The 26,733-nt window shown below is 66.4% G+C and carries 17 protein-coding genes; 13 read left to right on the plus strand and 4 right to left on the minus strand.

Annotation, left to right across the window (positions count from 1 at the left end; genetic code table 11):
* Positions 1–104 precede the first annotated feature (104 nt).
* Positions 105–1,670: a CoA-acylating methylmalonate-semialdehyde dehydrogenase gene (locus tag V7Z82_RS04750; protein WP_334148530.1), complete on the plus strand. Its 1,566-nt coding sequence runs from the start codon at positions 105–107 to the stop codon at positions 1,668–1,670.
* A 184-nt stretch (positions 1,671–1,854) separates the two neighbouring features.
* On the opposite strand, the gene V7Z82_RS04755 is transcribed toward V7Z82_RS04750, so the two are convergent.
* The gene (locus tag V7Z82_RS04755) at positions 1,855–3,396 is read right to left on the minus strand and encodes a PucR family transcriptional regulator (protein WP_334148532.1); all 1,542 of its coding nucleotides are present in this window, start codon (positions 3,394–3,396) and stop codon (positions 1,855–1,857) included.
* A 122-nt stretch (positions 3,397–3,518) separates the two neighbouring features.
* Between V7Z82_RS04755 and V7Z82_RS04760 the strand changes: the two genes are divergently transcribed.
* Positions 3,519–4,850, plus strand: a complete 1,332-nt coding sequence (locus tag V7Z82_RS04760; RefSeq protein ID WP_334148534.1) for an aspartate aminotransferase family protein — start codon at positions 3,519–3,521, stop codon at positions 4,848–4,850.
* Positions 4,851–4,868: 18 nt separating this feature from the next.
* Here the strand turns inward: V7Z82_RS04760 and V7Z82_RS04765 are convergent, their stop codons facing one another.
* Positions 4,869–5,384, minus strand: coding sequence for a hypothetical protein (locus tag V7Z82_RS04765; RefSeq protein ID WP_334148535.1), 516 nt, complete (start codon positions 5,382–5,384; stop codon positions 4,869–4,871).
* A 163-nt stretch (positions 5,385–5,547) separates the two neighbouring features.
* Between V7Z82_RS04765 and V7Z82_RS04770 the strand changes: the two genes are divergently transcribed.
* Positions 5,548–6,411, plus strand: coding sequence for an AraC family transcriptional regulator (locus V7Z82_RS04770; RefSeq protein ID WP_334148537.1), 864 nt, complete (start codon positions 5,548–5,550; stop codon positions 6,409–6,411).
* A 56-nt stretch (positions 6,412–6,467) separates the two neighbouring features.
* Complete coding sequence (locus V7Z82_RS04775; protein ID WP_334148539.1) at positions 6,468–7,088, plus strand: GyrI-like domain-containing protein; 621 nt, start codon at positions 6,468–6,470, stop codon at positions 7,086–7,088.
* Positions 7,089–7,100: 12 nt separating this feature from the next.
* Here V7Z82_RS04775 and V7Z82_RS04780 read toward each other — a convergent pair whose 3' ends face one another.
* A complete protein-coding gene (locus tag V7Z82_RS04780; protein WP_334148543.1) occupies positions 7,101–7,748 on the minus strand; it encodes a LysE family translocator in 648 nt (215 codons plus the stop codon).
* A 73-nt stretch (positions 7,749–7,821) separates the two neighbouring features.
* Complete coding sequence (locus V7Z82_RS04785; RefSeq protein ID WP_334148545.1) at positions 7,822–8,214, minus strand: nuclear transport factor 2 family protein; 393 nt, start codon at positions 8,212–8,214, stop codon at positions 7,822–7,824.
* 87 nt (positions 8,215–8,301) lie between these two features.
* Between V7Z82_RS04785 and V7Z82_RS04790 the strand changes: the two genes are divergently transcribed.
* From V7Z82_RS04790 to treZ, 9 genes are all read left to right on the plus strand, one after another.
* Complete coding sequence (locus V7Z82_RS04790; protein WP_334148547.1) at positions 8,302–8,682, plus strand: winged helix-turn-helix transcriptional regulator; 381 nt, start codon at positions 8,302–8,304, stop codon at positions 8,680–8,682.
* A gap of 204 nt (positions 8,683–8,886) precedes the next feature.
* On the plus strand, positions 8,887–15,690 hold the full coding sequence (locus tag V7Z82_RS04795; RefSeq protein ID WP_334148550.1) for a PA14 domain-containing protein: 6,804 nt from the start codon (positions 8,887–8,889) through the stop codon (positions 15,688–15,690).
* Between the two features lie 52 nt (positions 15,691–15,742).
* Entirely contained in the window at positions 15,743–16,882 is a 1,140-nt protein-coding gene (locus V7Z82_RS04800; protein ID WP_334148552.1) for a DUF4240 domain-containing protein, read from the plus strand.
* Positions 16,883–17,703: 821 nt separating this feature from the next.
* On the plus strand, positions 17,704–19,008 hold the full coding sequence (locus tag V7Z82_RS04805; RefSeq protein WP_334148554.1) for an RHS repeat-associated core domain-containing protein: 1,305 nt from the start codon (positions 17,704–17,706) through the stop codon (positions 19,006–19,008).
* A gap of 578 nt (positions 19,009–19,586) precedes the next feature.
* Positions 19,587–19,949, plus strand: coding sequence for a hypothetical protein (locus V7Z82_RS04810; protein WP_334148556.1), 363 nt, complete (start codon positions 19,587–19,589; stop codon positions 19,947–19,949).
* Between the two features lie 166 nt (positions 19,950–20,115).
* Positions 20,116–20,412, plus strand: coding sequence for a hypothetical protein (locus V7Z82_RS04815; protein ID WP_334148558.1), 297 nt, complete (start codon positions 20,116–20,118; stop codon positions 20,410–20,412).
* Positions 20,409–22,619 (plus strand): glycogen debranching protein GlgX, encoded by a 2,211-nt coding sequence (gene glgX, locus V7Z82_RS04820; RefSeq protein ID WP_334148560.1) that lies wholly within the window; start codon positions 20,409–20,411, stop codon positions 22,617–22,619. Before V7Z82_RS04815 ends, glgX begins: the two co-directional genes overlap by 4 nt.
* Positions 22,616–24,964: a malto-oligosyltrehalose synthase gene (gene treY / locus V7Z82_RS04825; RefSeq protein ID WP_334148562.1), complete on the plus strand. Its 2,349-nt coding sequence runs from the start codon at positions 22,616–22,618 to the stop codon at positions 24,962–24,964. Before glgX ends, treY begins: the two co-directional genes overlap by 4 nt.
* The gene (treZ, locus tag V7Z82_RS04830) at positions 24,961–26,730 is read left to right on the plus strand and encodes a malto-oligosyltrehalose trehalohydrolase (protein ID WP_334148564.1); all 1,770 of its coding nucleotides are present in this window, start codon (positions 24,961–24,963) and stop codon (positions 26,728–26,730) included. The genes treY and treZ overlap by 4 nt, the downstream gene beginning before the upstream one ends.
* Positions 26,731–26,733 lie beyond the last annotated feature (3 nt).

Consider the following 26,733-nt stretch of genomic DNA (forward strand, 5'->3'; position numbering starts at 1 on the left):
GGATCGTCCACGTGCCAATCCCGTGGAGGACGGACTGGCACGAGCATCCGTCGCCACGGATTGGTTTACTGGTGGCATCCGTCCCCCGATCTCCGAGGTGAAGCATGACCATCACTGACTCCTCCGCCGCGCCCACCACGGACTCGACGGTGCCCGTCGTCTCGCACTGGATCGACGGCGCAGAGCGTCCGTCGACCAGCGGCCGCACCGCACCGGTCTACAACCCGGCGACCGGCGCTGTGCAGGCGCACGTCGCACTCGCGGATCAGGCCGAGATCGATGCGGCGATCGCCTCGGCGGATGCCGGGTTCCGGGTCTGGTCGGGCTACTCGATCGCGAAGCGCCAGTCGGTGCTGTTCGCGTTCCGGGAGATCCTGAACGCCCGGAAAGGCGAGCTCGCCGAGCTCGTGACCTCGGAGCACGGCAAGGTCGTCTCCGACGCGATGGGCGAGATCCTGCGCGGTCAGGAGGTCGTCGAGCTCGCGACCGGCTTCCCGCACCTGATCAAGGGCGCGTTCAGCGAGAACGCCTCCTCGGGCGTCGATGTGTACTCGCTCAAGCAGCCGCTCGGCGTCGTCGGTGTGATCTCGCCGTTCAACTTCCCCGTGATGGTGCCGTTGTGGTTCGTGCCCATCGCGATCGCCGCCGGCAACGCCGTCATCCTCAAGCCCTCCGAGAAGGATCCGTCCGCCGCCCTCTGGCTGGCTCGCGCCTGGCAGGATGCCGGTCTGCCGGACGGCGTCTTCACGGTGCTGCAGGGCGACAAGCTCGCGGTCGACGGACTGCTCGAGTCGCCGGTCGTGCAGTCGATCTCGTTCGTGGGTTCGACCCCGATCGCGCAGTACATCTACGAGACCGCATCGAAGAACGGCAAGCGCGTGCAGGCGCTCGGCGGCGCGAAGAATCACATGCTGGTGCTGCCGGATGCCGACCTCGACCTCGTCGCCGATCAGGCCGTCAATGCCGGCTTCGGTGCGGCGGGCGAGCGGTGCATGGCGATCTCCGTCGTGCTGGCGGTCGAGCCTGTGGCTGATGACCTGATCTCGAAGATCACCGACCGCATCGCTGCCCTGAAGATCGGCAACGGTGCCGGCGTCGACGGTGCGGAGCCCGACATGGGCCCGCTGATCACCGACGTGCACCGCGACAAGGTCTCGGGGTACGTCGACATCGCCGAGGCTGACGGCGCGAAGATCGTCGTCGACGGCCGAGGCTTCACGGTCGAGGGCCACGAGGACGGCTTCTTCTTCGGCCCGACCCTGATCGACGGGCTGCCGACGACGTCACGCGCCTACACGGAGGAGATCTTCGGACCGGTGCTCTCGGTCGTCCGCGTCGAGTCGTACGACGAGGGCCTGGCGTTGATCAACTCCGGCGAGTTCGGCAACGGCACCGCGATCTTCACGAACGACGGGGGAGCGGCTCGCCGGTTCCAGAACGAGGTGCAGGTCGGCATGATCGGCATCAACGTCCCGATCCCGGTGCCCGTCGCGTACCACTCGTTCGGCGGCTGGAAGAAGTCGCTCTTCGGCGACGCGAAGGCGTACGGCGTGCACGGCTTCGACTTCTTCACCCGCGAGAAGGCAGTCACCGCCCGGTGGATCGACCCCGCGACGCGCAACGACTCCTCGCACGGCGGCATCAACCTCGGGTTCCCGCAGAACACCTGACCCCCCCGCCCCTGCTCCTCTCCTCTCCTCTCCTCTCCTCTCATCTCCTCGCCGACCCGGCCCCTTGCGGACGAACCGGCCCCTTGCGAACGTGCACAAGGGGCCGGGTCGTCCGTAAGGGGGTGGCTCGACGGGGGACGGGGGACGGGGGTGGCGTCGGGTGGGATGAGAGGGAGGCAGGCGCTCAGGCGCGCGTGAGCTGCAGCGCCGACCACACCTCGGCACGAGCCGCGAAGGTGTCGAGGTTCAGGTCGAGCAGGGCGCTCGCGGCATCCACGCGCGCGCGCAGGGTGTGACGGTGGATGCCGAGGGCCTTCGCCGCCGGATCCCACGCGCCGTTGTGCTCCAGCCACACCTCGAGCGTGCGCCGCAGATCGACCGGCGCGGAGGCCTCGTGCAGCGGCAGCAGCATCCGCCTCGCGATGTCGTGGGCCCGCGTGCGTTCCAGGTGCCCGAGCAGACCCGCGTGGGCGAGCTCGTCGAAGTCGTTCACCGGCTGCGCCGGCGTCGACCTCGCGAGCGTCGTCTGCGCCTCGGACATCGCCTCGGTGAAGTGCTCCCACGTGGTGGCCGCCGAGAAGCCGGCGAGGGCGCGATGTCGCGAGAGCAGGCCGAGGAGGTCGTCGCGGTCGTCGGCAGGGGTCACCGTCACGATCCGGTGCGCGTGCTCCGCGAAGAACAGTGCGCCCTGCCGCTCTCCGGCGACGAGCTCCAGCGCGGAATGCAGGGAGTGCGCGCCGCCTTCGTCATCCTCGGGCGGCGCGATGAACCCGATGCGGATCGGGTCGGCCGGCAGCGGTCCCCAGAGATGCTCGACCGTTCGTTGGGCGACCCCGGTGACGCCGGCGATCAGCAGCTCCAGCACGCCCGATCGCAGCCGCCGCCGGGCATCGTCGAGCGTGCGGCTCTGCTCGAGCGCGATGCTCGCCAGCGCGATGACGGCCTCGACCAGATCGGCGCGGGCGCGGTCGAGCGCGCCGGTCCCGGTGCCGACCGCGAGGATGCCGCGCAGGTCATTCTGCTGCCCGAGGGTCTGCAGCGTGACCTCGCCGGCGCTCTCGTCCGCTGCCGCGGCGAGACTGATCCGCTCCGCCGCAGTGCGCCCGCGGGCCAGCATCCGCGCGACCGCGGCGTCGACCTCGGGTGCCAGCGCATCCGGGATCTCGCGTCTCGTGGGCACCCGCACGCGTGCGCCCGAGGCGTCGAACAGCGCCACCCAGCACTCCAGGTTCCGCTCGAGCTCGCGGAGGATCTCCGAGAGCCCATCGGGCCGGAGCGCCGCCCGCGCCACCGACCGCTGCGCCCGCAGCGAGGTCTCCAGCATCTGCCGGTCGTCGGCGGCGACCGCGTCGGAGACGAAGCGGATGATGCCCATGAACGGAGTGCGCCGCGGCACCTCGAACAACGGGAGACCGTGCTGCGCCGCAGCATCCGACAGCTCTGCCGGGATGCGCTCGTGCACGATGCCGGTCGCGAAGCCGAGCGCGATCACACCGTGCTCGACCAGCCGTCGCACGTAGGCGGCCGCGGGCGTCGGGTCGGCCCCGCCGAACTGCACACCGTCGGTGAGCAGCAGCCCGTCGGCGCCGATCCACGGCGTCGGGTCCGGCAGGTCCGACGAATGCGCCCAGAGCAGCGGATGCACGAGTACGGCCTCGTCGACATCGCTGACCGGGCGCAGATCGAACCGGTCGTCGTCGATCAGGGCGCGAAGGGTGGCAGGCATCTCCGCATCCTCGCCGACTGCCGTTCTGTCCGTCAAACCGACGGCCGCTGTACGAACTGTCTCTTGGTCGCGACCTCGGGTGCTGAGAGGATCGGCATACGCCGCAGACCCGAAGGACCCTCATGACGACCACCACGCCCTCCGCTGCCTCCACACTCACCAACGCTGAGGTGTCGAACGCCGATCGCTCGCGCGTCTTCCACTCGTGGTCGGCGCAGGGCTCGCTCGCGCCGCTGCCGCTCGCCGGCGGATCTGGCACGACGGTCTGGGATGCCGAGGGCAACCGCTACCTCGACTTCTCGAGCCAGCTCGTCAACGTGAACATCGGGCACCAGCATCCGAAGGTCGTCGCCGCCATCCAGGCGCAGGCCGAGATCCTGACCACCGTGGCCCCTGCGCACGCCAACGCCGTGCGCGCCGAGGCCGCCCAGCTCATCGTCGACATCGCGCCGGAGGGCTTCGAGAAGGTGTTCTTCACCAACGGCGGCGCTGACGCGAACGAGAACGCGATCCGCATGGCACGCCTGTTCACGGGGCGCGACAAGGTGCTGTCGACCTACCGCTCCTACCACGGCAACACGGGCGCGGCCGTCGTCGCGACCGGTGACTGGCGCCGCGTGCCCAACGAGTACTCGCGCGGACACGTGCACTTCTTCGGCCCGTACCTGTACCGCTCCGAGTTCTGGGCGACCAGCCCGGAGGAGGAGTCCGCCCGCGCGCTGCACCACCTCGAGCGCGTGGTGCAGGCCGAGGGGGCAGACAGCATCGCGGCGATCCTGCTCGAGACGATCCCCGGCACCGCAGGCATCCTCACCCCGCCGCCCGGCTACCTGGCCGGCGTGCGTGCGATCGCCGACCGCTACGGCATCCTGCTCATCCTCGACGAGGTGATGGCCGGCTTCGGGCGCACCGGGCAGTGGCTCGCCCTCGACGCGTTCGATGTGCGCCCCGACCTCATCACCTTCGCGAAGGGCGTGAACTCCGGCTACGTTCCGATCGGCGGCGTGATCATCTCGTCGGAGATCGCGCACCACTTCGACGAGCGCGTCTTCCCCGGCGGTCTCACCTACTCGGGCCACCCGCTCGCCGCGGCCAGCGTCGTCGCGACGATCGACGCCATGCGCGAGGAGGGCATCGTCGACAACGCCAAGCGCATCGGTGCCGAGGTCATCGGCCCGCGCCTCGAGCAGCTCGCCGCACGGCATGAGCTGATCGGCGAGGTGCGAGGCAGCGGCGTGTTCTGGGCCGTCGAACTCGTCGAGGATCGTGACTCCAGGACGCCGCTCGCCGCAGCGTCGATCGGTGCGCTCAAGAGCGACCTGCTCTCGCGGGGACTGCTGCCGTTCTTCGCAGACAACCGCATCCACGTCGTGCCGCCGTGCGTGATCACCGCCGAGGACGCGACCCGTGGGCTCGACATCATCGACGAGGCGCTCGGCGCCTTCCAGCGCTGAGCCGGCGACGCCGGAAGGTCAGAGCGCGTCGACCCGCACCGAGCGGGCGACGCCGACGACATCGCAGTCCGTGTTCTCATCGGCGATCCCGAAGCGGATGAGCTGGCGGGAGTCGGCGCGGTAGTCCGGCGGAGCGGCGTCGAGCATGCCGGCGTCGAGCAGGACGAACTCCGCCGAGGTGCCGACGACGCGGAGCATGCCGGTGGGCAGGCACTGAGCGGTCAGCTGGAACTCGGTCGGAGCGCTGTGCACCGTCGCGCCCGAGATCGACCAGGCCGTGAACTCGTTCGCCACCGTGGTGCAGATCCAGTTCTGCTGCGCGACACCGGTCACTCGGATCAGGCCGGTGTTCGCCCGAAGGTGCGGCGTCTGGCGCAGTTCGAGCAGGATGCCGACCGTCCCCGCCAGCACGTCGACGACGATGCGCGTGATCTGCGCGTCGTTCAGCAGGCTCGGGTCGAGGAACGGATCCTCGATATCGGCGAGCGCCGGCGCATGCAACGGCGCACCTGCAATCACATCATTGACCTTCATGATTCGCCCTCCCCAGAAGCGGTCCCAGTCTTCGAGACTAAGTCGCCGTTGTTCACATACCTGGGATCGCGCTGTGATCAGGTGCCGACCCGATCGCATCGGGTCAGAATGATCGGGTGATGGCGGCCGCCGGCGCGGACGATGGAGGGGTAAGGAGGACCACATGATCGGCACGCTCAATGCTCTGGTCGACCTCGTCGAGCGCGACGCGTCAGTGGAGATCGACGTCGTCGCATTCGCCGGGGAGCACGGCACGACCGAGTATCACCTGCGTCGGATGTTCTCGTCGCTCGCTGGAATGCCGCTGTCGGAGTACGTGCGTCGTCGTCGGATGACGCTCGCCGCGGCCGAGCTCGTCGGGGGAGCCCCGAACCTGCTCGACGTGGCTGTGCGCCACGCGTACGGCTCGGTCGAGGCGTTCGGACGAGCGTTCCGTTCGGTGCACGGGATCAGCCCTGCCGACGCACGTCGAGACGGTGGTCCTCTCCGCACACAACCCACGCTCCGGTTCCGCCTGAGCGTCGAAGGGAGCATCCCGATGGACGTCACCATCACCCACCGACCCGAGCTGGTGCTGGCCGGTCACGCCGCTCGCGTTCCGCTCATCCATGTGGGCGTCAACCCGCACATCCAGCAGCACATCGCCGCGATCGCCCCGGAGGAGCACGCGCGGCTCAAGGCGCTCAACGACACCGAGCCGCGCGGCATCCTCGCCATCACCGACGACATCGATCCGGATGCGCCAGAGGGCACCGAGCTGACCTATCTGCACGGCGTCGCGCTGCAGCCGAGCACACCGGTGCCCGGCGACCTCGACAGCATCCGACTCGACGCTGGCTCGTGGGCGGTGTTCTCGTCGACCGGCCCGTTCCCCGACACCCTGCAGACACTGTGGGCGTCGACAGCGACCGAGTGGTTCCCATCGAACCCGTGGCGCCTGCGTCCTGGTCCGTCGATCGTCCGATACCTGGCGTTCACCGGCACGCACGCCACGTGCGAGCTGTGGCTGCCGGTCGAGGCGGCCTAGCGGATGCTGTCGGTGCCGTCTGGCACACTGAGGCGCACGACCCGAGGAGGCGCCGCATGGCCATCGATCTGAAGAAGACGCTGGATGCCTATCGGGCGAAGCGCGGCGAGTTCCGCGTCGTCGAGGTGCCGCCGATGCAGTACCTGATGGTCGACGGCGCAGGCGACCCGAACACCGCTGTGGCCTTCGCGGATGCCGTGACGGCGCTGTATCCCGTGGCGTACGGCCTGAAGTTCGCCGCCCGCAAGGAACTGGGCATCGACACCGTCGTGATGCCGCTGGAGGGCCTGTGGCACGCACCCGACATGGACGTCTTCACCGCGCGGCGAGACAAGAGCGCGTGGCACTGGACGCTCATGATCATGGTGCCCGATCACATCACCCGCGAGATGTTCGAGCGTGCGCTCGCCGGAGCCGCCGCGAAGAAGGATGCCTCACCGAGCCTCGGCGCGGTGCGCCTGGAGACGCTCGATGAGGGGCTCTGCGTGCAGACGCTGCATCTCGGCGCGTTCGACGACGAGGGGCCGACGCTCGATGAGCTGCACCACCGGTTCATCCCCGAGCACGGGCTCGCCATGCGCGGCATCCACCATGAGGTCTACTTCAGCGACTTCCGTCGGGTGGAACCGGCGAAGCGACGCACGATCCTGCGTCAGCCGGTGACTCGCCTGGCGTGAGGTGCAGGGCGGTCAGGCAGCGGCGGGCTTCTCGTTCCACAGCAGCAGGAAGGCGCCGAGGCCGATCATCATGCCGCCGCCGGTCGCCGACATCGCCGAGAGGCGGCGGGGCGAGCGTCCGAACCAGCTCCGGGCAGCACTCGCGAGCAGTACCCACACCGCGTCACAGGTGACGCCGATCACGACGACGATCGCGCCGAGCACGAACAACTGCATCGGCACGGAGCCCGCGTGCAGGTCGACGAACTGGGGGAGGATCGCGAGGAAGAACGCGATCGACTTCGGGTTGGTGACACCTACGACGAAGCCTTCGAGCAGCAGCCGCCATCCGGGGCGCGCCTGGCCGGCCTGCGCGATCGTCGCGGCAGCATCCTTGCGATGACGGATCGCCTGGATGCCGAGGAAGATCAGGTACCCGGCTCCGAGCACCTTCACCACTGTGAACAGGATCACCGACTGGGCGATGACCGTGCCGACGCCGAGGGCGACGCCGAGCACGAGCACGATGGATCCGACCGCGGTGCCGATGATGCTGAGGAACCCGCCGAGGCGTCCGAGGGCGATCGAGCGTCCGATCGTGAACAGCACGGTCGGACCGGGGATGACGACCATGATGAACGCCGCGGCGATGAACGCGAGCAGCGTGGACGAGGCGATCATGGTGCGAGTGTAGAGGCAGGCGGCGTCGCGGCGTCAGGGGTGCGGGCGAACGAGTCATCCGCACCCCTGATCGTCAGCGCTCGCCCCAGAACCGGTCCTCGGCATCCTGGTCCTCGCTGATGAGCCACACCTCTGCGATGCGGCCATCTGCGACACGGAACACGTCGATGCCGTGCTGGTCGAGGTCGGCGCGGTCCTCGCGCTGAGCTGAGAACCGCACGGTGGTCGAGACGAGGTCGCCGGCCTCGTTCGCCGATTCGGTCTCGAGGGCGAAGGTGCCCCCGCTCACCTGCATGAAGCGGCCGAGGTGCGCGATGATCGCGTCCGGTCCGACGTGGTCGCCCGAGAGCGGGTTCGTGCCGGGCTGGTGCCACACGGCATCCGTGCTGAAGGTCGCCGCGAGCGCCTCCATGTCGCCGGCGGCCATGGCCGCTCCGTACTGTCCAACGACGTCGATTGCCGACATGCTGTTCCTCCTCGATGACTCGATACTCTGAGCTTCCAGGTTCGCCAGCGGGGGCTGGTCACTTCAACGTCACCGAGAGGGCAGCGCATGTCGACCGAGTGGACCGTGTTCTCGGCCAAGTGCCCGTCGCGTGCCTCGCTCGCGCGGATCGCGAACAAGTGGACCGCCATGATCGTGGTGCTGCTGCACGAGCACCCGATGCGCTTCGGAGAGTTGCACGGCCGCGTCGAGGGCATCACGAAGAAGGTGCTGGTCGACACGCTTCGCGCCCTGGAACGGGACGGGATGCTGCAGCGCGCGACCGGCGATGACGGCCATGCCCGCTATGCGCTGACCCCGCTCGGACGTACGCTGCACGAGCCGTTGCAGGCGCTGCAGGTCTGGGCCGAGTCGCACGTGGATGACGTGCGGGACGCGCAGGAACGGTATGACGATGCGGTGGACGAGCGGGTGCTCGGCGGGCGGTAGATCTCGCCTGATGCAAGCGCCGAGATCGCCGGAAACTGAGGCATATCGGTATATCGATGGACGTTATGAATCCGTGACGAAATGTGCCTATGAGAGTTGCCTGAGTATCCAATATGAATGACCTGTGCGGCTGTGGCGCCGCGGTTCTTCGGAAGGATCACGCGCGTGCGTCGACTCTCTACAGCTGTGCTCGCGTCTGTCCTCGTGGCGGTTCTTGCAGGGCTCACGCCCGACACTGCCGCCGTCAGTGACGTGCTGGTCTCGACTGCTTCCGTGAGGGCTGCGGTGCCGGCTCAGGCTCGCGATATCCCGGACAACGGCGACCTCGGCGCCGACGATGTGGAGCGCCTCGGCGGAACGCCCACTGTCGCATCAGAGCCCGTGCCCGAACTGCCGACCGGCGACTTCGCTCCGTTGCTCGATGAGGAGAAGATCGCGCCGATCGCACCCACCCGGCAGGCGGATCTCGGGTTGCGCCCGAGCACCGATGACCCGCAGGAGATTCTGGCCGATGCCGCAGAGGGGTTGCCCGTCGTCGAGCAGGACACATACTCGAGCACGTATGAGCGTCCGGACGGCACCCGCATCCTTCGTCAGTCCACCGTCCCGATCAACGTCGAGACCGACGACGGGTGGGAGGAGATCTCGACCGAACTGAGCCCGGTCTCCGGGGGCGGCTGGGAAGTGGAGACCCACCCGCTCGCCCCGGTGTTCGCCGAAGCCGCGGACGACACGAACGCGCTGACCGTCACCGGTGACGGTCACGAAGTTGGATTCACGTTGAAGGGTGCCGCTGGGGGAAACCCGGAAGTGCAGTCGAGCGCGAGTGAAACCCCGAACGACACCCTGATGTTCGACCACGTCAAGCCGAACACCGACCTCCAATACATCGTCGAGAACGGAGGTGTGAAAGAAGCGCTCATCCTCAACGAAGCGCCGATGACGTCGTCCTGGTCGTGGCTCGTCGATACTGAGTCGCTGACACCGCAAGCCGCTGAGGGAGGGCGTGTCGACTTCGTCGATGAGGCCGGCGAGGTCATCATGCACATCCCGGCTCCGGTCGCTTGGGATTCGTCCGGTGTGGAGGACGAGTCGTCGGACGTGCTCATGAATCCGACGATGAGCCTCACGCAGGTCGACGGATCGACGTGGCGTTACACGATCGCAGTCGACCGTAAGTGGCTGACGGCTGAGGAACGGGTATACCCGGTCTACATCGACCCCACGATCCAGCGTGGTCCGAACTACGCGTACTCGATCAAGTCGGACGGCAGCGTCTTCAATGGGCAGCTGCACGTGGGAAACACCCGACAGAACAACCAGAACTACTTCTGGAGAGCCTTCGCGCGCTACGACTACAGCGGCATCCCAGGCAACTTCATCGGCGACGCGCAGATCGGGCTCGCGTACGGCGGCCAGGGCACGACGACGCACCAATCCGGTGAGATCAGTCACGCGAACTGCATCGGCTACAACTGCACGGGTATCGGTGTCACTTCATACGGGCTCAGTAATGGCTCCACATGGACCGAGGGAGATGGCGTCCGGACTCGTCTCGCGACGGCCTTCGCTCAGGGGGACACAGGCGTCACGTTCATGCTGCGCGGCGCCGAGAACGGCTCGTATACGCATAAGACGCTCGGAACAGAATTCTTCGCCGCATACTGGCCGTACCCGACGGTGGCGCAGGCGTCGCCTGCCAACAATTCGACAGGGACCTCGCTCACCCCGACTCTCACCCTCACGGGCCAGGGATACGCCCCGAACTCGACTCCGAGCTATTGGTTCAAGGTCTCGCCGAACCCTGATATGTCAGGCCATGTCTGGGAGACGGGATGGATCGCGGCCAAGCAGGCGACCGTGCCCGAAGGGGTGCTGCAGCCCGGTACGAAGTATTACTGGCAGGTGCGCACGGCGGACGGCTACAACGGGCAAGGCGGACAGTCGACGGACCGATGGAGTGCCGGCGTCTGGAATCTCACGACGCAGATGGTGCCTCCCACACCGCCGGATGCGACGGCGACACCCGGGAACAGCAGCGGTCAGCCGCAGACGCTCACGACGCTCACGCCCACACTGCAGGTCGATGCGGTCACCGACCCTGACAACATCCCTGCCGGGGCGCAGGTCAAGTACGAATTCAAGATCGCAACCGGTGCCGACGGCAAGTCAGGTGCCGTGTTCACGTCGGGTCTCATCGCAGCGGACCCTGACGGCAAGGTCAGGTGGACTGTGCCGGAGGGGACGCTGCGTGACGGCAACATCTACTCGTGGATCGTGCAACCGACGGATGGACTCGGCAAGAACACGACGCCCACATGGGTGAAGAAGATCAAGATCGACATGCGGCTCGGATCGTCTGGCCCGTCGCCGTTCGACTCGACCGGACCGGTGACCGTGAACCTCGCGAACGGCAACGCGAACCTTTCGTTCTCCTCACCGCTCGTGAGCACGCTCGGCGGGCCGATGGGCATGTCGTTCAGCTATAACTCGAACACGGCCGGCGTCTCGAACCGCGGCCTGACCGGCTCGTACTACGACGGGCGCGACGCGGCCGGGAACATCCCGACCTCCCCGGCTGGGTTCACCTTCGCCGGGAAGACGCCGGTGATGGTGCGAACCGACGCAGCGCTCTCGTTCGATTGGGCGTTGGGTTCGCCGGGCCCTGCCTTGGCAAACGACTACTTCATGGCGCAGTGGGGCGGGTTCGTACGCGTTCCGCACGCCTCGTCGCAGTGGCGGTTCGGCGTGCGTCATGACGACGGAGTTCGCCTGCGCATCAACAACTCGACGGTGCTGGACCGCTGGGGTGATGGCGCGACCGGTGTGGAGTGGACAGGGAACCTCAATCTGGCGACGGCTGAGGTGCCGATCGGTCTCGACTACTACGAGTCCCACGCCGGATCGTACGTCGAGCTCTGGGCGGACGACCTCGCTGACAGCGAAGGCCCTGTCATGGTGCCTGCATCGTGGTTCACCACGTACCGCACGACGATGCGCGAGGGGTGGTCCGCCTCGACGCCGATCGCTGGCGACACGACGGCCTGGGCGAGGGCGACGATCGAGCCGCAGGCGGTCATCCTCACCGACATCACTGGCACAGCGCACACCTATACCCGCACGTCGACCGGTGGATACACGCCACCGGCTGGCGAGTACGGGGTCGTCTCGATCGACGGCGCAGGCCGCGCCGTCTTCACGGATGAGGGTGGCACCGTCTATCAGTTCGCGGCGAGCGGGGATGTGGAGTCCGCGACATCTCCGGCGGACGGCCAGAAGCCCGCGGCGCCCGTGACCATCTACAACCCTGATGGAACGACGAAGGAGATCGTCGATCCGCTGTCGAAGGACGGATCCACGTACCACCGCAAGATCGGGTTCGTGTATCAGAACGCGGCGCAGAACGTCTGCCCGACGTTACCGCCGAACTACTATCCAGCGCGTGCCGGCTCGCTGTGCCAGATCACGTATCCGGCTCTCGGCTCGGGCGAGATCCCGGTGACGAACCTGTACTACTCCGGCGGCCAGTTGTGGATCATCGAGGACCCCGGGTACGAACGGACGATCTTCAGATATGACAGTCAGAACGTCCTGACGAGCATCACCGACTCGGCCGCCAACGACTATCTGCTGGCTTCGCCGACACCACCGCTGGGACCGCTGCCTGAGACAGAGATCACATACACCGGGGGTCGGGTGAGCTCTGTGAGGCTGCCGTCGACAGATGAGGGCGCGACGCCGAGCATGAGGAAGTCGTACGCGTACGACATTCCGAATCGGCGCAGCACGGTCACCGTCGACGGCGTTGCGAACTCGACGAGCGCTGTCACCTATGACTCGGTCTGGCGGCAGACGACGGCCACGAGCCCGATGGGCGTGTCGACGAGTCAGGAATGGCACCCCACCAAAGATCTGGTGCTTTCAGCGACGGACTCGCTCGGACTGAAGTCCACCACCGTCTACGATCCGTCGACGGATCGGGCGACCGATTCCTACGGCTCCGCGCCCGCGGCGTGCTTCCAGCCGAATGGCCGACCGGTCGCTGCACCCGTCGCCACAACTGGATGCGGCATCCTCCCGTCGCACACGTCGACGACCTATGACGGCGGGATGCAGGGGCTCCAGGCGACCTACTACGCGAACGCGTCGCTGAGCGGCAAGCCGTCGCTCATCGGATTCGGTATCGGCGGCGCTGCTGGTGCGGTCGACCGGGACTGGGCAACCGCATCGCCGGGAACCGGCATCCCAGCTGACAACTGGTCGCTGCGGCTCACTGGTCTGGTGACCTTCCCGTCCGCGGGGCAGTACACCTTCGTCACGAACAGTGACGACGGCGCACGAGTGTGGATCGGCGACACCCTTCTCGTCGACAAGTGGGCTGGCGGGCCGGCCGAGCGCATCGGCGCGCCGATCACGGTCGCAGCGGGCGAGACCCGCAGGATCCGCGTCGAATACCGCGACGATACGTCGACCGCCACGCTGCAGCTCAAGTGGCGCACTCCGTCATCGGGGACCACGGCATCGATCGTGCCCGGCACAGCTCTGCGGCCCGACTACGGTCTGGTCACGCGCACGACGACGGATGACTCGACCACGGCGTCAGGCGCGGTCGCGCCGTCGATCACCGCGGCGATGACCTACCAGCATCCGTGGCTCGGTCAGGCGACGGCCGGCACGGTCGATCCCGACGGGCTCGCGCTCACGACGGCGACGACGTTCGAGCAGCCTGGCGGTTCCGGGTGGTTGCGGCGCATGACGCGCACGCTGCCAGCAGGCGGGGCATCGGGAGCGCCTGCGACGGCGAAGACCACGAGCGCGTACTACGGCGATCTCGAGGTCGCGCCCGCGGTGTGCGGCATCCCGGCGGGAACGCGGCAGTTCGGGATGACGAAGTCGGTCACGGGTCCCACGCCCGCGAGCGGTGGCGCGATCACGACCGAGTACGCCTACGACGCGTGGGGCCGCACGGTCGGCACGAAGACGACAGGAGATGCGGCGTGGTCATGCACGACCTATGACGCCAGGGGCGCGGTGACATCGACGAGTGTGGCCGGCCCCGCTGGCACCCCGGCGGTGACGAGTTCGACGACGAAGACGGAGCGCATCGCTAACGGCGGGTACATCTCCACGACGACCGGTGCCACGATCGCCGGGTCGCCGAACAATTCGACGATCACGACGGTGACCGACCTGCTCGGACGCACGGTCAGCTACGCCGACGTGTGGGGCACGGTGACGACGCCGACGTATGACCCGGCATCGGGGCGAGTGACGCAGGTCTCGACGACGCCCGCGGGCGGTGCCGCGTCGGTCACGGCGTACACGTATGACGCCGACGGCAAGGTGAAGACCGTCACGGTCGATGGGCAGCAGCTGGCGAGTGTGACATATGACGCGTTGCAGCGGTTGCAGAAGGTGGTGTATCCGGATGGGTCGGCGTTGAACAGCGTCGGCCGTGATCAGGCGCAGCGGGTGGTCGGGCAGCAGTGGCTGGTCGCGGGGCAGGCTGTGTCCGACACCGTGGTGCGGTCGCAGTCGGGTCGGGTGGTTGCGCAGAGCACCTCGACCGGATCGACCTGGTACCAGTCGACGTATGGGTATGACTCGGCGGGGAGGTTGGTGTCCGCGGCGATTCCGGGGCATCAGTTGTCGTATGCGTTCGCGGGGTCGGGTGGGTGTGGTCCGAATACTGCGGCTGGGTTGTCGGGGAATCGGACGGGGTCGACGGATGTGTGGACGGCGCCTGGTGCGGCTGCGGTGACGACGTCGACGGTGTCGTGTTTCGATTGGGCGGATCGGTTGCTGTCGACTGCGGTGACGGGTGCGGTTCCGGGTGCGACGAGCGTGGCGGATGGTCTTGCAGCGGCGGAGATCACGTATGACGTGCGTGGGAACACGAAGCGTCTGGGGGATATGCAGTTCTCCTATGACGCGGCGAACCGGCATGTGGGAACGACGTATGACGATGGCACGACCGTGGTGATCGTGCGGGATGCGACGTCGCGGATCGTTGCCCGGACGGTGGATCCGGCGGGGGCCGCGCCGGCGGTGACGACGCGGTATCTGTATGGTGCGGGTGGTGATGCGGCGTGGGGGCAGAAGGTCGGGTCTGATCTGACGGTGAGTGTCGGGTTGCCGGGTGGGGTGTCGTGGACGAAGCAGGCGGGGACGGTGACGTGGTCGTTCCCCGGTTTGGGTGGGCATGGGTTGATCACGCGCACGGGGACGACGACGAGCGGGTTGTTGTTGTGGGATCCGTTCGGGCAGCCCGTGGACACGACGACCTTCGCGATCGGAACGGCCGCGTCGGATGACACGGGCCAGGTCGCGGGCAACACGTTGTGGCATCAGGGGGCGTTGAAGCCCGCCGAGTCTGCGGGGTCGGCGTTGGTGGTCGAGATGGGGGCACGGCTGTATGTCCCAGCTCTCGGGAGGTTCCTGCAGGTCGACCCGATCGAAGGCGGCGGGTACAACAACTATGTGTGGCCACCGGACCCGATCAATCAGCACGACCTGAGCGGCAACATCATTCAAGTGCTTCCCGTTCTCATCATTGGGCTGGCACTCGCGGCCGTCTTGTTCGTGGTGGCCTACTACATGCGGACCACGGTGAGCATGCCGCGGCTACCTACCATCAACATCTCGATGCCGCAGTTCAAGCAACCAACGCCCAAGAGCGCACAGGCGGCGCCTTTTGCTCGGCCGATTCCGCGACCGGTGATAACAAACTATCGCGACGACAGCAGATACAAGGTGTACGAGATATTTCGGAATGGGACGGGCGAGACCTGGAAGTACGGCATTACAAGTGGTGCGCCATACGAAATGCGACCGCAGTCTCAATTGGGCGCCTGCGCGGCATATTTTGGAAGTTGCAGTTTCGAGTGGAAGACCAAAACGCCGGTAACGGGATATTACACTGCACGTGTTATTGAGTATGGATATATAATGGACTACTACCAGGAGAACGGGCATTGCCCGCCGGGGCAGCTCCTAAGCTGCAAGTGATGAACTAGCTAGAACAAATCATGATTGAACCGAATGAAGTGTAGGATATGTCGTGACTTATGAAACCGAGGCAGGTTTCCCTCCCGTTCAAGGGTATGCCTTGAGAGTCCTGTTTCGACGGGGGCGTCGATTCGACGACTACGTGCTCTTTCAGCCGAATAGCGAAAGCCGAGACGGCGTTGAGGATCCTCCTGGCGGCGAGCACCGGATATTATCCCATTCGCCGATTCGGACACATCCAGGATTCGGTCCGGTGCTAGTAGTCGACCGTGTTCTTGAAAATCTTTTCGACGACGCTGCCAGATGGGTCGAGTTCGCCACCACTGATCTCATAGCAGGGACACGCACAGATGATCCGAGTCGAGACCCCATGTCTGAGGAAGATTTTTGGCAATTGATCAGCTTGTTGGATGGAGAGATCGAGCACGAAGGAATTGCTAAGCTGATCGAAAGTCTGAGCGCGCTTCCACCGCTACGCCTTGAGGCATTCCGTGACTCACTCTGGATCAAGCTTCACGAGCTCGACCACCCTGGTAACACGATACGATTTGGCAGCACTAATGACGGAATGTTGAGCGCAGACGCGTCCCTGTATTATCGGTGCGAGATCGTTGCGAGGGGTAGACGAGCCTTCGTTTCTGCTGTGGAGAGTCCAAAGCCTGGTACAGGGCTGGACGGGTCCACGGGCGAACGGCTCTTGTCGGTCGTTGATAGTTCGTCCCGCCATAAGCTTGTGGATGCCGACGTCAACATTGAGACTGGGACGAATCGCGCGCACTGGCCTGAGGCCTCGAATGCCGACAGCTTCTGGATGAATCGACCTAGCCTGAGCCCCTTTTCTCCTCGCATTAAAGATGTGGCATACGCGCGACGGGACGAAATCGCGTTGCGGCTTAATTTCACTTCTTTTGTGGGGTATGCCCGCGGAGGTGACGGACACGTCCGTGAGCTCATGGGAAGCGTAATGGCCGAGACATTTGCGAACGCACGCAGCGAAGTCACCGAATTTCTTAGGTCGCGCCTAGATCCAGGCGAGATACTTGATGAGCACCTGATTGTCTGGCAAAGCGGGCTCGTAGCTGTATCTGATGGTGCCAGCATGACCGGACTCAGTCGTCGGCGATCCTTATCGATTGATGACTACATCGACCGGTATTACATCGGTTCTGAGTCCGGCCTCCACGATCGCTAGGAGCGCGTGTGGACAGCTATCGATATTGCCGAGTGTGCGGCTGGAATCGTTGCGAGTGCTGTCGGAGGAAGAACACTGTTTCGGACTCTCCAAGGTGCGGCGGCGGGCGCGGTGGCGAATCGTACAATTCACGTAGGAGTTGTTGCTGCAAGACCGCACCGTCGAACGATCTGTGCAGTAACTGCGCAAGTATCAACGAACAATCGTTGGCTGAGCACGGCGGTCGCTTATGTTGGGTCTCCGCCACCAACAGTTTTATGAAACCGCTTGCATACAATTTCCGTATACGTTGGAGCAAGGTGCAAAGGAAGATTGAACGGCTTTGACTAGGGTAGTAGGTTCCGCTATGGGCGCACAGGTTGGGTGTTTTTTGTGGAGCGCTGTCTCAACGGGCGTCGTTCTTGTATCGAGTTGGGGAACGAGCTTCGGATGGCTTGGCCTGCTGGTATTGATCTATTGTCTCGCGGCAATAGTACGCTCGATGTTTCTTGGTGTGTGGGTCGCTGAGGGAGAAGCCGTCGTGTCAACCTGGTTCAGCCGGCGACGCTTCGTCGCCGGCGATATCGAGGTGATCGAACTCGAGCTATACATGGGAACAGGTGGGTTCGCCGTGGGCTGGATCCCAATTGTCGGCAACGTTCGGATGATCGCGGTGCGTCTTGTTTCCGGACGGCTAGTTTATCTCCCGTCCACGATCGGCCGATTCAATCGTGTTCTACGCGTTGCGCGAGAAGTGAGGGATGCGGTCGGGTTAAGTTAACGCTATATGGGGGAATCGGACGGGGTCGACGGATGTGTGGACGGCGCCCGGTGCGGCTGCGGTGACGACGTCGACGGTGTCGTGTTTCGATTGGGCGGATCGGTTGCTGTCGACTGCGGTGACGGGTGCGGTTCCGGGTGCGACGAGCGTGGCGGATGGTCTTGCAGCGGCGGAGATCACGTATGACGTGCGTGGGAACACGAAGCGTCTGGGGGATATGCAGTTCTCCTATGACGCGGCGAACCGGCATGTGGGAACGACGTATGACGATGGCACGACCGTGGTGATCGTGCGGGATGCGACGTCGCGGATCGTTGCCCGGACGGTGGATCCGGCGGGGGCCGCGCCGGCGGTGACGACGCGGTATCTGTATGGTGCGGGTGGTGATGCGGCGTGGGGGCAGAAGGTCGGGTCTGATCTGACGGTGAGTGTCGGGTTGCCGGGTGGGGTGTCGTGGACGAAGCAGGCGGGGACGGTGACGTGGTCGTTCCCCGGTTTGGGTGGGCATGGGTTGATCACGCGCACGGGGACGACGACGAGCGGGTTGTTGTTGTGGGATCCGTTCGGGCAGCCCGTGGACACGACGACCTTCGCGATCGGAACGGCCGCGTCGGATGACACGGGCCAGGTCGCGGGCAACACGTTGTGGCATCAGGGGGCGTTGAAGCCCGCCGAGTCTGCGGGGTCGGCGTTGGTAGTCGAGATGGGGGCACGGCTGTATGTCCCAGCCCTCGGGAGGTTCCTCCAGATCGACCCCATCGAAGGCGGCGGAACGAACGACTACGTGTGGCCACCGGACCCGATCAACAAGAATGATCTAACGGGTGAGCGCGTCGTCGATGACTTGCGTCGGTACGAAGCCCCGAGAACGAAACTCGCGAAGCGAGGACCGTCTTGGATGGCATCGAGTCCTGTCAAGCGACCCTCCTCGACCACTGCTTCTCTGAGCCAGGTGGTCCAGGCGAACAAGTACACTCAAGCTCAGCCACAACGAGCCAAGCAGAACTGGGGCGGGCCGGGGATCGAGTGGTTGCCAGGCAATAAGGGAACTATCGATTTCGGAGTTTCAGTATGCGCTGGAGGTTGCGTCAATGTCTCTGTCGGACACGATCTCTCTGGACGCGTTGGTGTGGGGTGGGGCCCCAAGGCGGGCATCTCCGGTTCGCTTGGGGTATCAAGTGAGTCTTCTGGTGGTTTCTACATGGGAGGAAGTTGTGTTGGAACACTTGGGCCAATCGGCGGATACGTTGAGGCGGGAATGCAGGAGAACGGCCCGGCGGGCTATAAAGGTGCAGGACTCGCATTCGGTGCGAGCGCGGGGTGCAGTTACGACGTCGGAGTGGGCAGGAACGGACTCGGAGGCTAACGTTGCCTGAAATAACTTCAAACGTGATTTTGCCGAACCTGATACTGGGTCCCCTCTTGGTCGTTGCGGCGATCCTTCTCGTGCGATACCGGGTACGCCTGAACGCGTGGGTGTATGGCTCTCAGAAGTCGATCCTTGGACAGAAGGTCGCCGACGCTTCAGCGGGCCGGCAGAAGCCTGTCATGATCGGTGTCGTTGGTTGTTTTGCTGGTCTTATGGGGCTGACCATGACATTCTTTGCCGTAGTCGGGATCTTTCAGAATTGGTTGTGACGGCCACGGGAGTGTATGCAAGGGGCTGGCAAGTCATTAATGACGAGAAGTTAGGTATGCGAAGTTCGCTGGAAGGTGTGGAAACACGCCCATCAAAACTGCCCCAACAGTCTCGACGAATAGTCACGGAGTATGCTCTCAGCTACGGAGTCTCGGTCCCGATTATTCCCATAGGTGCCGGTCTCGCATAGACCGGGGCTGGCTCTGCTGGGACCATTCATTTTCAATGCACTCCGGTGGCGAGGGCTCCTCAGACGCGCGGCGCGAGCGGCGCAGGCAGCGGGTGCATCCGACGGGTTCGCCTTCATGCTGGCGGAACTTGGGCGAACCGAGGGGCATGAGAGCGAGTATCTGCGTTGCGGATGGGTTCTTGTCGCTTCCGACCGCCTGCTGATCTCCGGCCGGCAGGGAGCGCTTGGTGTCGGTGCCGGTTCCCAAACGCGGGAGTTGTGGGTGGCCGACATCGTCGAGGTCTACCGAAGCGAACCCACGAGCATGTCGTACGCCGCTCTCGTTGTGGAACTGGCTTCCGCCGAAGCGAACCTCTTCACGGTGACGCCGGCGAGCGGGTCGGGTCTGCGTGGTCCGACGGACGACGAGGTCGACGCCGCAGTGGCGAGCATCCGATCACGCATGGAGCAGCCGCCTGAACGGGGACCTTCTCGATGAACATTCTCATTCGTGAGAACTCCAGCGCTGGCATCGATGCCGCACGCGCCTGGCCCGCCGCGAAAGCCGATCGATAGTAGCCGTTGGATGTCGATTCTGGCAACGGCATTCCCATCTTGCGTGCGGACGCATACCGTGAGGGGCATCAACAGAAAAAGGAGTCCGCATGTCTGCGAAAGCCCCCACCGCTCCTGAATTCGAATCTGCAGGCACTGACGCCACTCCCGAGGAGAAGAGCGCTCCTGCCGAGGCTCTGTACGAGCGTGTCGACCTCGACCGCTATGCCGTGCTGAGCGACGGGCCCATCGGTTACGTCGAATGGGTGTCGCCGGTGTTCGTCTGCTACTTCGGGAGCCCGTATCTGAACTCGGAGGAGATCGCGCAAACGCACGATTTCCATGAGGCCGTGCAGGTCGTGCTCGACCGCGCCGCCGCTGTGCGTCTCCGGAAGCGCGCCCTGTGAGCCACGACGTCTGGCCCGGTTCGCCGTACCCCCTCGGGGCGACCTTCGACGGACAGGGCACGAACTTCGCGCTGTTCAGTGAAGGCGCCGACCGCGTCGAGCTCTGTCTCTTCGATGAGGACGGCTCCGAGGAACGAGTGCCGCTGACGGAGTTCGACGCGTTCGTCTGGCACGGCTTCCTCCCGTCGGTGCAGCCCGGCCAGCTCTACGGCTATCGGGTCTACGGCCCTGACAAGCCGGCAGAGGGCAAGCGCTACAACCCACACAAGCTGCTGCTCGACCCGTACGCCAAAGCCGTGTCGGGTCAGATCGAGTGGGGCCAGTCGCTGTTCGGCTACGACTTCGGCGACCCGGATTCCCGCAACGAGGAGGACTCTGCCGCGGCGATGGTGAAGGGCGTGGTGATCAACCCGTTCTTCGAGTGGGCCGGCGACCGTCTGCCGAAGACCCCGTATGCGCAGACCGTGATCTACGAGTCGCACGTGAAGGGCCTCACCTTCCGGCATCCGGACATCCCCGACGATCTGCGCGGCACCTACGCCGGCATCGCGCACCCCGCCATCATCGAGCACCTCCTGCACCTGGGGATCACCGCGATCGAACTCATGCCGGTGCATCAGTTCGTGAACGACTCGACGCTCCAAGACAAGGGGCTCTCGAACTACTGGGGCTACAACACCCTCGCCTTCTTCGCCCCGCACAGCGAGTACTCGTCGAGCGGCAAGCTCGGCCAGCAGGTGCAGGAGTTCAAGGCCATGGTGCGCGCCCTGCACGCGGCCGGCATCGAGGTCATCCTCGACGTCGTGTACAACCACACGGCAGAGGGCAACCACCTCGGCCCGACCCTGTCGATGCGCGGCATCGACAACGAGGCCTACTACCGCCTCGAAGAAGACCGCCGCTACTACACGGACTACACCGGCACCGGCAACAGCCTGAACGCCGGCAGCCCGCACGCGCTGCAGCTCATCATGGATTCGCTGCGGTACTGGGTGACCGAGATGCACGTGGACGGTTTCCGCTTCGACCTGGCGTCGACCCTCGCCCGCGAGTTCTACGACGTCGACAAGCTGTCGACGTTCTTCGAGCTCGTGCAGCAGGATCCAGTGGTCTCGCAGGTCAAGCTGATCGCCGAGCCGTGGGACGTCGGACCCGGCGGATACCAGGTCGGCAACTTCCCGCCGCAGTGGACCGAGTGGAACGGCAAGTACCGCGACACCGTGCGCGACTTCTGGCGCGGCGAGCCGCAGGCACTCGGGGAGTTCGCCTCGCGCCTCACCGGCTCCGCCGACCTGTACGAGCACTCCGGTCGCCGGCCGGTCGCCTCGATCAACTTCGTCACCGCGCACGACGGCTTCACGCTGCGCGACCTCGTGTCGTACAACGAGAAGCACAACGACGCCAACGGCGAAGACAACAACGACGGCGAATCGCACAACCGCTCCTCCAACATGGGGGTCGAGGGTCCGACCGACGACGAGGCCATCAACCGGGCGAGGGCTCGACAGCAGCGCAACTTCCTCGCAACGCTGCTGCTCTCGCAGGGTGTGCCGATGATCGCGCATGGCGACGAGCTCGGCCGCACCCAGGGTGGCAACAACAACGGCTACGCACAGGACAACGAGATCACCTGGGTCGACTGGGATGCCGCCGACCACCCGCTGATCGAGTTCACGGCGGCGGTCACCCGGCTGCGTCGTACGCACCCGACCTTCCGACGCAGTCGTTTCTTCGACGGTCGTCCGGTGCGCGCCGAAGACGGCGAACGGATCCCCGACGTGGTCTGGCTGCGGCCGGATGCGGTGCCGATGGCGCCGGAGGACTGGGACTCGGGCTTCGGGCTCGCCGTCGGCATGTTCCTGAACGGGCACGGCATCCGCGAGAAGGATCTGCGGGGCCGGCCGGTCACGGATCAGAACTTCCTCGTGTACTTCAACAGCGGTGACGAGCCGGTCGAGCTGACCCTGCCGGACGACCGCCACGGTGCGAGCTGGCAGGTCATGATCGACACGGCAGGTGAGCGCGGCAACGAGTCGGCGGTCGCTGCGGGCGGCGACATCGAGCTGCACGCGAAGTCGCTGCTGGTGCTGTGCGAGGTCGACGCCGAAGAGGTCGACGTCGACGACTCCGTCAACGCGTCGCTGCGGGTGCAGAACGAGCAGTCGGCGATCTCGTCGCCTGCCCCGACCGCGGAGCACCGCGCATGACCCGGCGCCCGATCTCGACCTACCGCCTGCAGATCCGCGCCGCGTTCACGCTCGACGATGCGGCCGCCGTCACGCCGTATCTGCGCGAGCTCGGGGCATCGTGGGCGTACCTCTCGCCGTTGCTGGCTGCGACACCGGGATCGGATCACGGGTATGACGTGGTCGACCACTCGCGCATCGACGAGAGCCGCGGCGGGGAGGCCGGACTGCGGCACTTCGCCGAGGCCGCGCGAGCCGAGGACCTCGGCATCCTGATCGATACGGTGCCCAATCACGTGGGTGTGTCGGTGCCGCGCGAGAACCCGTGGTGGTGGGATGTGCTGCGCCTCGGCCGCGGGTCTCGGCACGCCGTCGCGTTCGACATCGACTGGCGGCTCGGCGCGGGGAAGGTGCGACTGCCGATCCTCGGGTCGGTCCCGACCGCCGCGATCGACAACGGCGAGATCGTGATCGACACGACGCCGGCCGAGGATGCTCCAGACGGCATCCTGACGTACTTCGAGCACGTGCTGCCGCTCGCACCGGGCACCGGCGAGCTGAACGGCGACCTGCCGGCGCTGCTCGCCGCGCAGAACTACGAGCTTCGGTTCTGGCAGGACCAGAACGCCGAGCTCAACTACCGCCGCTTCTTCGCGGTGTCAGAGCTCGCCGGCATCCGCGTCGAGCTGCCAGACGTCTTCGCCGAGTCGCACCACGAGATCGTGCGGTGGCTCACCGAAGGGCTCGCCGACGGCCTGCGCGTCGATCACCCGGACGGCCTGGCCGACCCAGGGGCGTACCTCGAGCAGCTCGCCGACGTCACCGCCGGCGCGTACACGCTGGTCGAGAAGATCCTCGAGCCCGGCGAGACGCTGCCCTCGTGGTGGCGCACCGACGGCACCACGGGCTACGACGCGCTCGCCGAGATCGACCGGCTCTTCGTCGATGCGGACGGTGTCGAGGCGCTCACGCAGCTGGACGCTCGGCTTCGTGCCGACACCGGGCTCGACGAGGCGCTGGCGTGGCCCGACCTGATCCGCTCGACCAAGCGCATGATCGCCGACACGCTGCTGCAATCCGAGGTTCGCCGTCTCGTGCGAACCCTGCCGCACGGCGTGGTCGCCGCCGAGGATGCGCTCGCCGAGCTGGCCGCCTGCTTCCCCGTCTACCGCTCGTATCTGCCGGCGGGGCGCGAGCACCTGGATCACGCGTTCGCCGAGGCCCGGCGCCGTCGTCCCGACCTCGCATCCACGTTCGACGAGCTCGAACCGCTGCTCGCCGATCCGGACACCGAGGTCTCGGAGCGCTTCGAGCAGACCAGCGGCGCCGTGATGGCGAAGGGGGTCGAGGACACCGCGTTCTACCGCTTCACGCACCTGGGTACGTTGACCGAGGTCGGCGCCGACCCCTCGATCGCTGCGCTCTCGGTGGAGGAGTTCCACGCGGCGCAGGAGCAGCGCCTGGCATCGTGGCCGCACTCGATGACGACGCTCTCGACGCACGACACGAAGCGCTCGGAAGACGTTCGCGCCCGGCTGAGCGTGCTGTCGGAGATCCCGGAGCGGTGGGCCGAGGTGCTCGGAGAGCTGCGCGCGATCGCGACGACCGGCCACGGCCCGCTCGACGCCCTGCTCTGGCAGGCAGCGGTCGGCGCTTGGCCGATCGACTCCGACCGGCTGCTCGCCTACGGGCTCAAGGCAGCGAGGGAGGCCGCGGAGTCGACGACCTGGCAGCACCCGGATGCCGACTTCGAAGCCGGCATCGAGGCGATCGCCGAGGCGTCGAACGGCGCCGCCCGGGAGGTGCTCGACGGCTTCGTCACCGAGATCGTCGACGCCGGACGCTCGAACTCGCTCTCGGCGAAGCTGCTGCAGATCGCCGGCCCCGGCGTGCCCGATGTCTATCAGGGCACCGAGCTGTGGGACCACTCGCTCGTCGACCCCGACAACCGCCGAGCCGTCGACTTCGCCGAGCGTGCACACATGCTGCGCGTGCTCGACCGCAATGCGGACCGCGGCGAGCTGCCGCCGATCGACGACTCCGGCCTCGCCAAGATGCTGGTGACCTCGCGCGCGCTGCGGCTGCGGCGCGACAACCCCGAGCTGTTCCAGGTGTACCGGCCCGCTGCGGCGATCGGTGCAGCATCCGATCACGTCGTCGCCGTCGACCGTGGTGGCGTGACCGCCGTGGCCACCCGTCTTCCCGTCGGGCTCGCCCGCCGGGGCGGCTGGGGCGAGACGCAGCTGGTCCGGCCCGACGTCGCCGCGATCGACGTGCTGACCGGCCGTCGCATCGAGCCCGGCCCTGTGCTGCTGGCCGAGCTGCTCGACAGGTACCCGGTCGCGCTGCTGGTGGAGGTCCGATGATCGAGGTCTGGGCGCCACGCGCCGAACGTGTGCGGATTCGACGGCTGTCGGATGCCGGGGCGACCGTCGAGGACCGCGAGCTCACCCGCTCGCCGGCGCACCCCGACGGCGACGGCTGGTGGCACGCCGAGATCGACCTCGCCGACGGCGAGCGGTACGGCTTCCTGCTGGACGACAGCGACGACGTGCGCCCCGATCCCCGGTCGACGCGTCAGCCCGACGGCGTGCACGGAGCATCCGCCGCCTTCGACGCGTCCGCCCATGACTGGAGCGACACCGCCTGGACCGGCCGCCCGCTCGCGGGGGCTGTGATCTACGAGCTGCACATCGGCACCTACACGCCCCGCGGCACGCTCGACTCGGCGATCGAGCGACTCGACCACCTGGTCGATCTGGGGGTCACGCACGTCGAGCTGCTGCCGGTCAACGCCTTCAACGGCGAGTGGAACTGGGGCTACGACGGCGTGCTCTGGTACGCCGTGCAGGAGTCCTACGGCGGCCCGAGCGCCTATCAGCGCTTCGTCGATGCGGCGCACGCCCGCGGCCTCGCCGTGATCCAGGACGTCGTCTACAACCACCTCGGCCCGAGCGGCAACTACCTGCCCGAATTCGGACCGTACCTGCGCGACGGTGACCGCAACACCTGGGGCGACTCGATCAACCTCGACGAGCCCGCCGTGCGCGAGTACATCATCGAGAACGCGCTGCGATGGATGCGCGACTTCCACGTCGACGGCCTGCGCCTCGACGCCGTGCACGCGCTGCGCGACGAGCAGCCGACGCACATCCTGCGCGAGCTGGCGCAGCGCTCCGACGCGTTGTCGGCGCAGCTGAACCGTCCGCTCAGCCTGATCGCCGAGTCCGATCTGAACGATCCGACGCTGATCCTGCCGCGTGAAGCCGGCGGGTTCGGCCTGACGGCGCAGTGGTCGGACGACTGGCACCACTCCGCCCACGTCGCACTGACCGGTGAGGTCGAGGGGTACTACGCGGACTTCGCGGCGGAGGATGCCGTCGTCAAGGTGTCGGAGCGCGGGTTCTTCCACGATGGCTCGTACTCCTCCTTCCGCGGACGTCGTCACGGCGGCCCGATCCCGGCCACTGTGCCCGGCTGGCGGCTGGTGACGTTTGCGCAGGACCACGACCAGATCGGCAACCGGGCAGCGGGCGACCGCCTGTCGGCCACGCTGTCGCCCGAGCGGCTCGCCGTCACGGCCGTGCTCACGATGACCGCACCGGGCACACCGATGCTGTTCATGGGGGAGGAGTGGGGCGCGTCGACGCCCTGGCAGTTCTTCACCTCACACCCGGAGCCCGAGCTCGGTCGCGCCACCGCCGAGGGCCGCATCGCCGAGTTCGCCAGGATGGGCTGGGACCCGGCGACGGTGCCCGACCCGCAGGACCCCGACACCTTCGCGCGCTCGCACCTCGACTGGGCGGAGCTCGACGATCCAGCGCATGCCGAGCTGCTGGCGCTGTACCGGTCGCTGACCGCACTGCGGCGCGAGCGACCTGAGCTCACCGATCCCGACATGACCCGCACGGTCGTCACGGTGACCCCGGCCGGCGCGGCGCCGGATGCCAGGGCCTACCGGATCGATCGCGGCACGTGCTCGGTGCTCGTGAACCTGACGGCCGAACCGGTCGAGTTCGACCCGAGCTCCGACGCGGTCGTGCTGCTCTCGACCGCCGACGTGCGGCACGAGGGGAGTCGGCTCACGGTACCCGCTGACGCGGCCGTCGTGGTCGGGCCGCCGCCCGCCTGAACA

Origin of the sequence: Microbacterium sp., assembly GCF_036823965.1 — a bacterium.
Taxonomy (GTDB): domain Bacteria; phylum Actinomycetota; class Actinomycetes; order Actinomycetales; family Microbacteriaceae; genus Microbacterium.

Bases quoted from the DNA above. Each gene is read 5' to 3' on its own strand.
- V7Z82_RS04815 (WP_334148558.1), top strand. From the start codon at position 20,116: ATGTCTGCGAAAGCCCCCACCGCTCCTGAATTCGAATCTGCAGGCACT.
- V7Z82_RS04775 (WP_334148539.1), top strand. From the start codon at position 6,468: ATGGCCATCGATCTGAAGAAGACGCTGGATGCCTATCGGGCGAAGCGC.
- V7Z82_RS04785 (WP_334148545.1), bottom strand. From the start codon at position 8,214: ATGTCGGCAATCGACGTCGTTGGACAGTACGGAGCGGCCATGGCCGCC.
- V7Z82_RS04810 (WP_334148556.1), top strand. From the start codon at position 19,587: ATGCTGGCGGAACTTGGGCGAACCGAGGGGCATGAGAGCGAGTATCTG.
- V7Z82_RS04765 (WP_334148535.1), bottom strand. From the start codon at position 5,384: ATGAAGGTCAATGATGTGATTGCAGGTGCGCCGTTGCATGCGCCGGCG.
- V7Z82_RS04790 (WP_334148547.1), top strand. From the start codon at position 8,302: ATGTCGACCGAGTGGACCGTGTTCTCGGCCAAGTGCCCGTCGCGTGCC.
- V7Z82_RS04780 (WP_334148543.1), bottom strand. From the start codon at position 7,748: ATGATCGCCTCGTCCACGCTGCTCGCGTTCATCGCCGCGGCGTTCATC.
- treY (WP_334148562.1), top strand. From the start codon at position 22,616: ATGACCCGGCGCCCGATCTCGACCTACCGCCTGCAGATCCGCGCCGCG.
- V7Z82_RS04755 (WP_334148532.1), bottom strand. From the start codon at position 3,396: ATGCCTGCCACCCTTCGCGCCCTGATCGACGACGACCGGTTCGATCTG.
- treZ (WP_334148564.1), top strand. From the start codon at position 24,961: ATGATCGAGGTCTGGGCGCCACGCGCCGAACGTGTGCGGATTCGACGG.
- V7Z82_RS04770 (WP_334148537.1), top strand. From the start codon at position 5,548: ATGATCGGCACGCTCAATGCTCTGGTCGACCTCGTCGAGCGCGACGCG.
- V7Z82_RS04760 (WP_334148534.1), top strand. From the start codon at position 3,519: ATGACGACCACCACGCCCTCCGCTGCCTCCACACTCACCAACGCTGAG.
- V7Z82_RS04750 (WP_334148530.1), top strand. From the start codon at position 105: ATGACCATCACTGACTCCTCCGCCGCGCCCACCACGGACTCGACGGTG.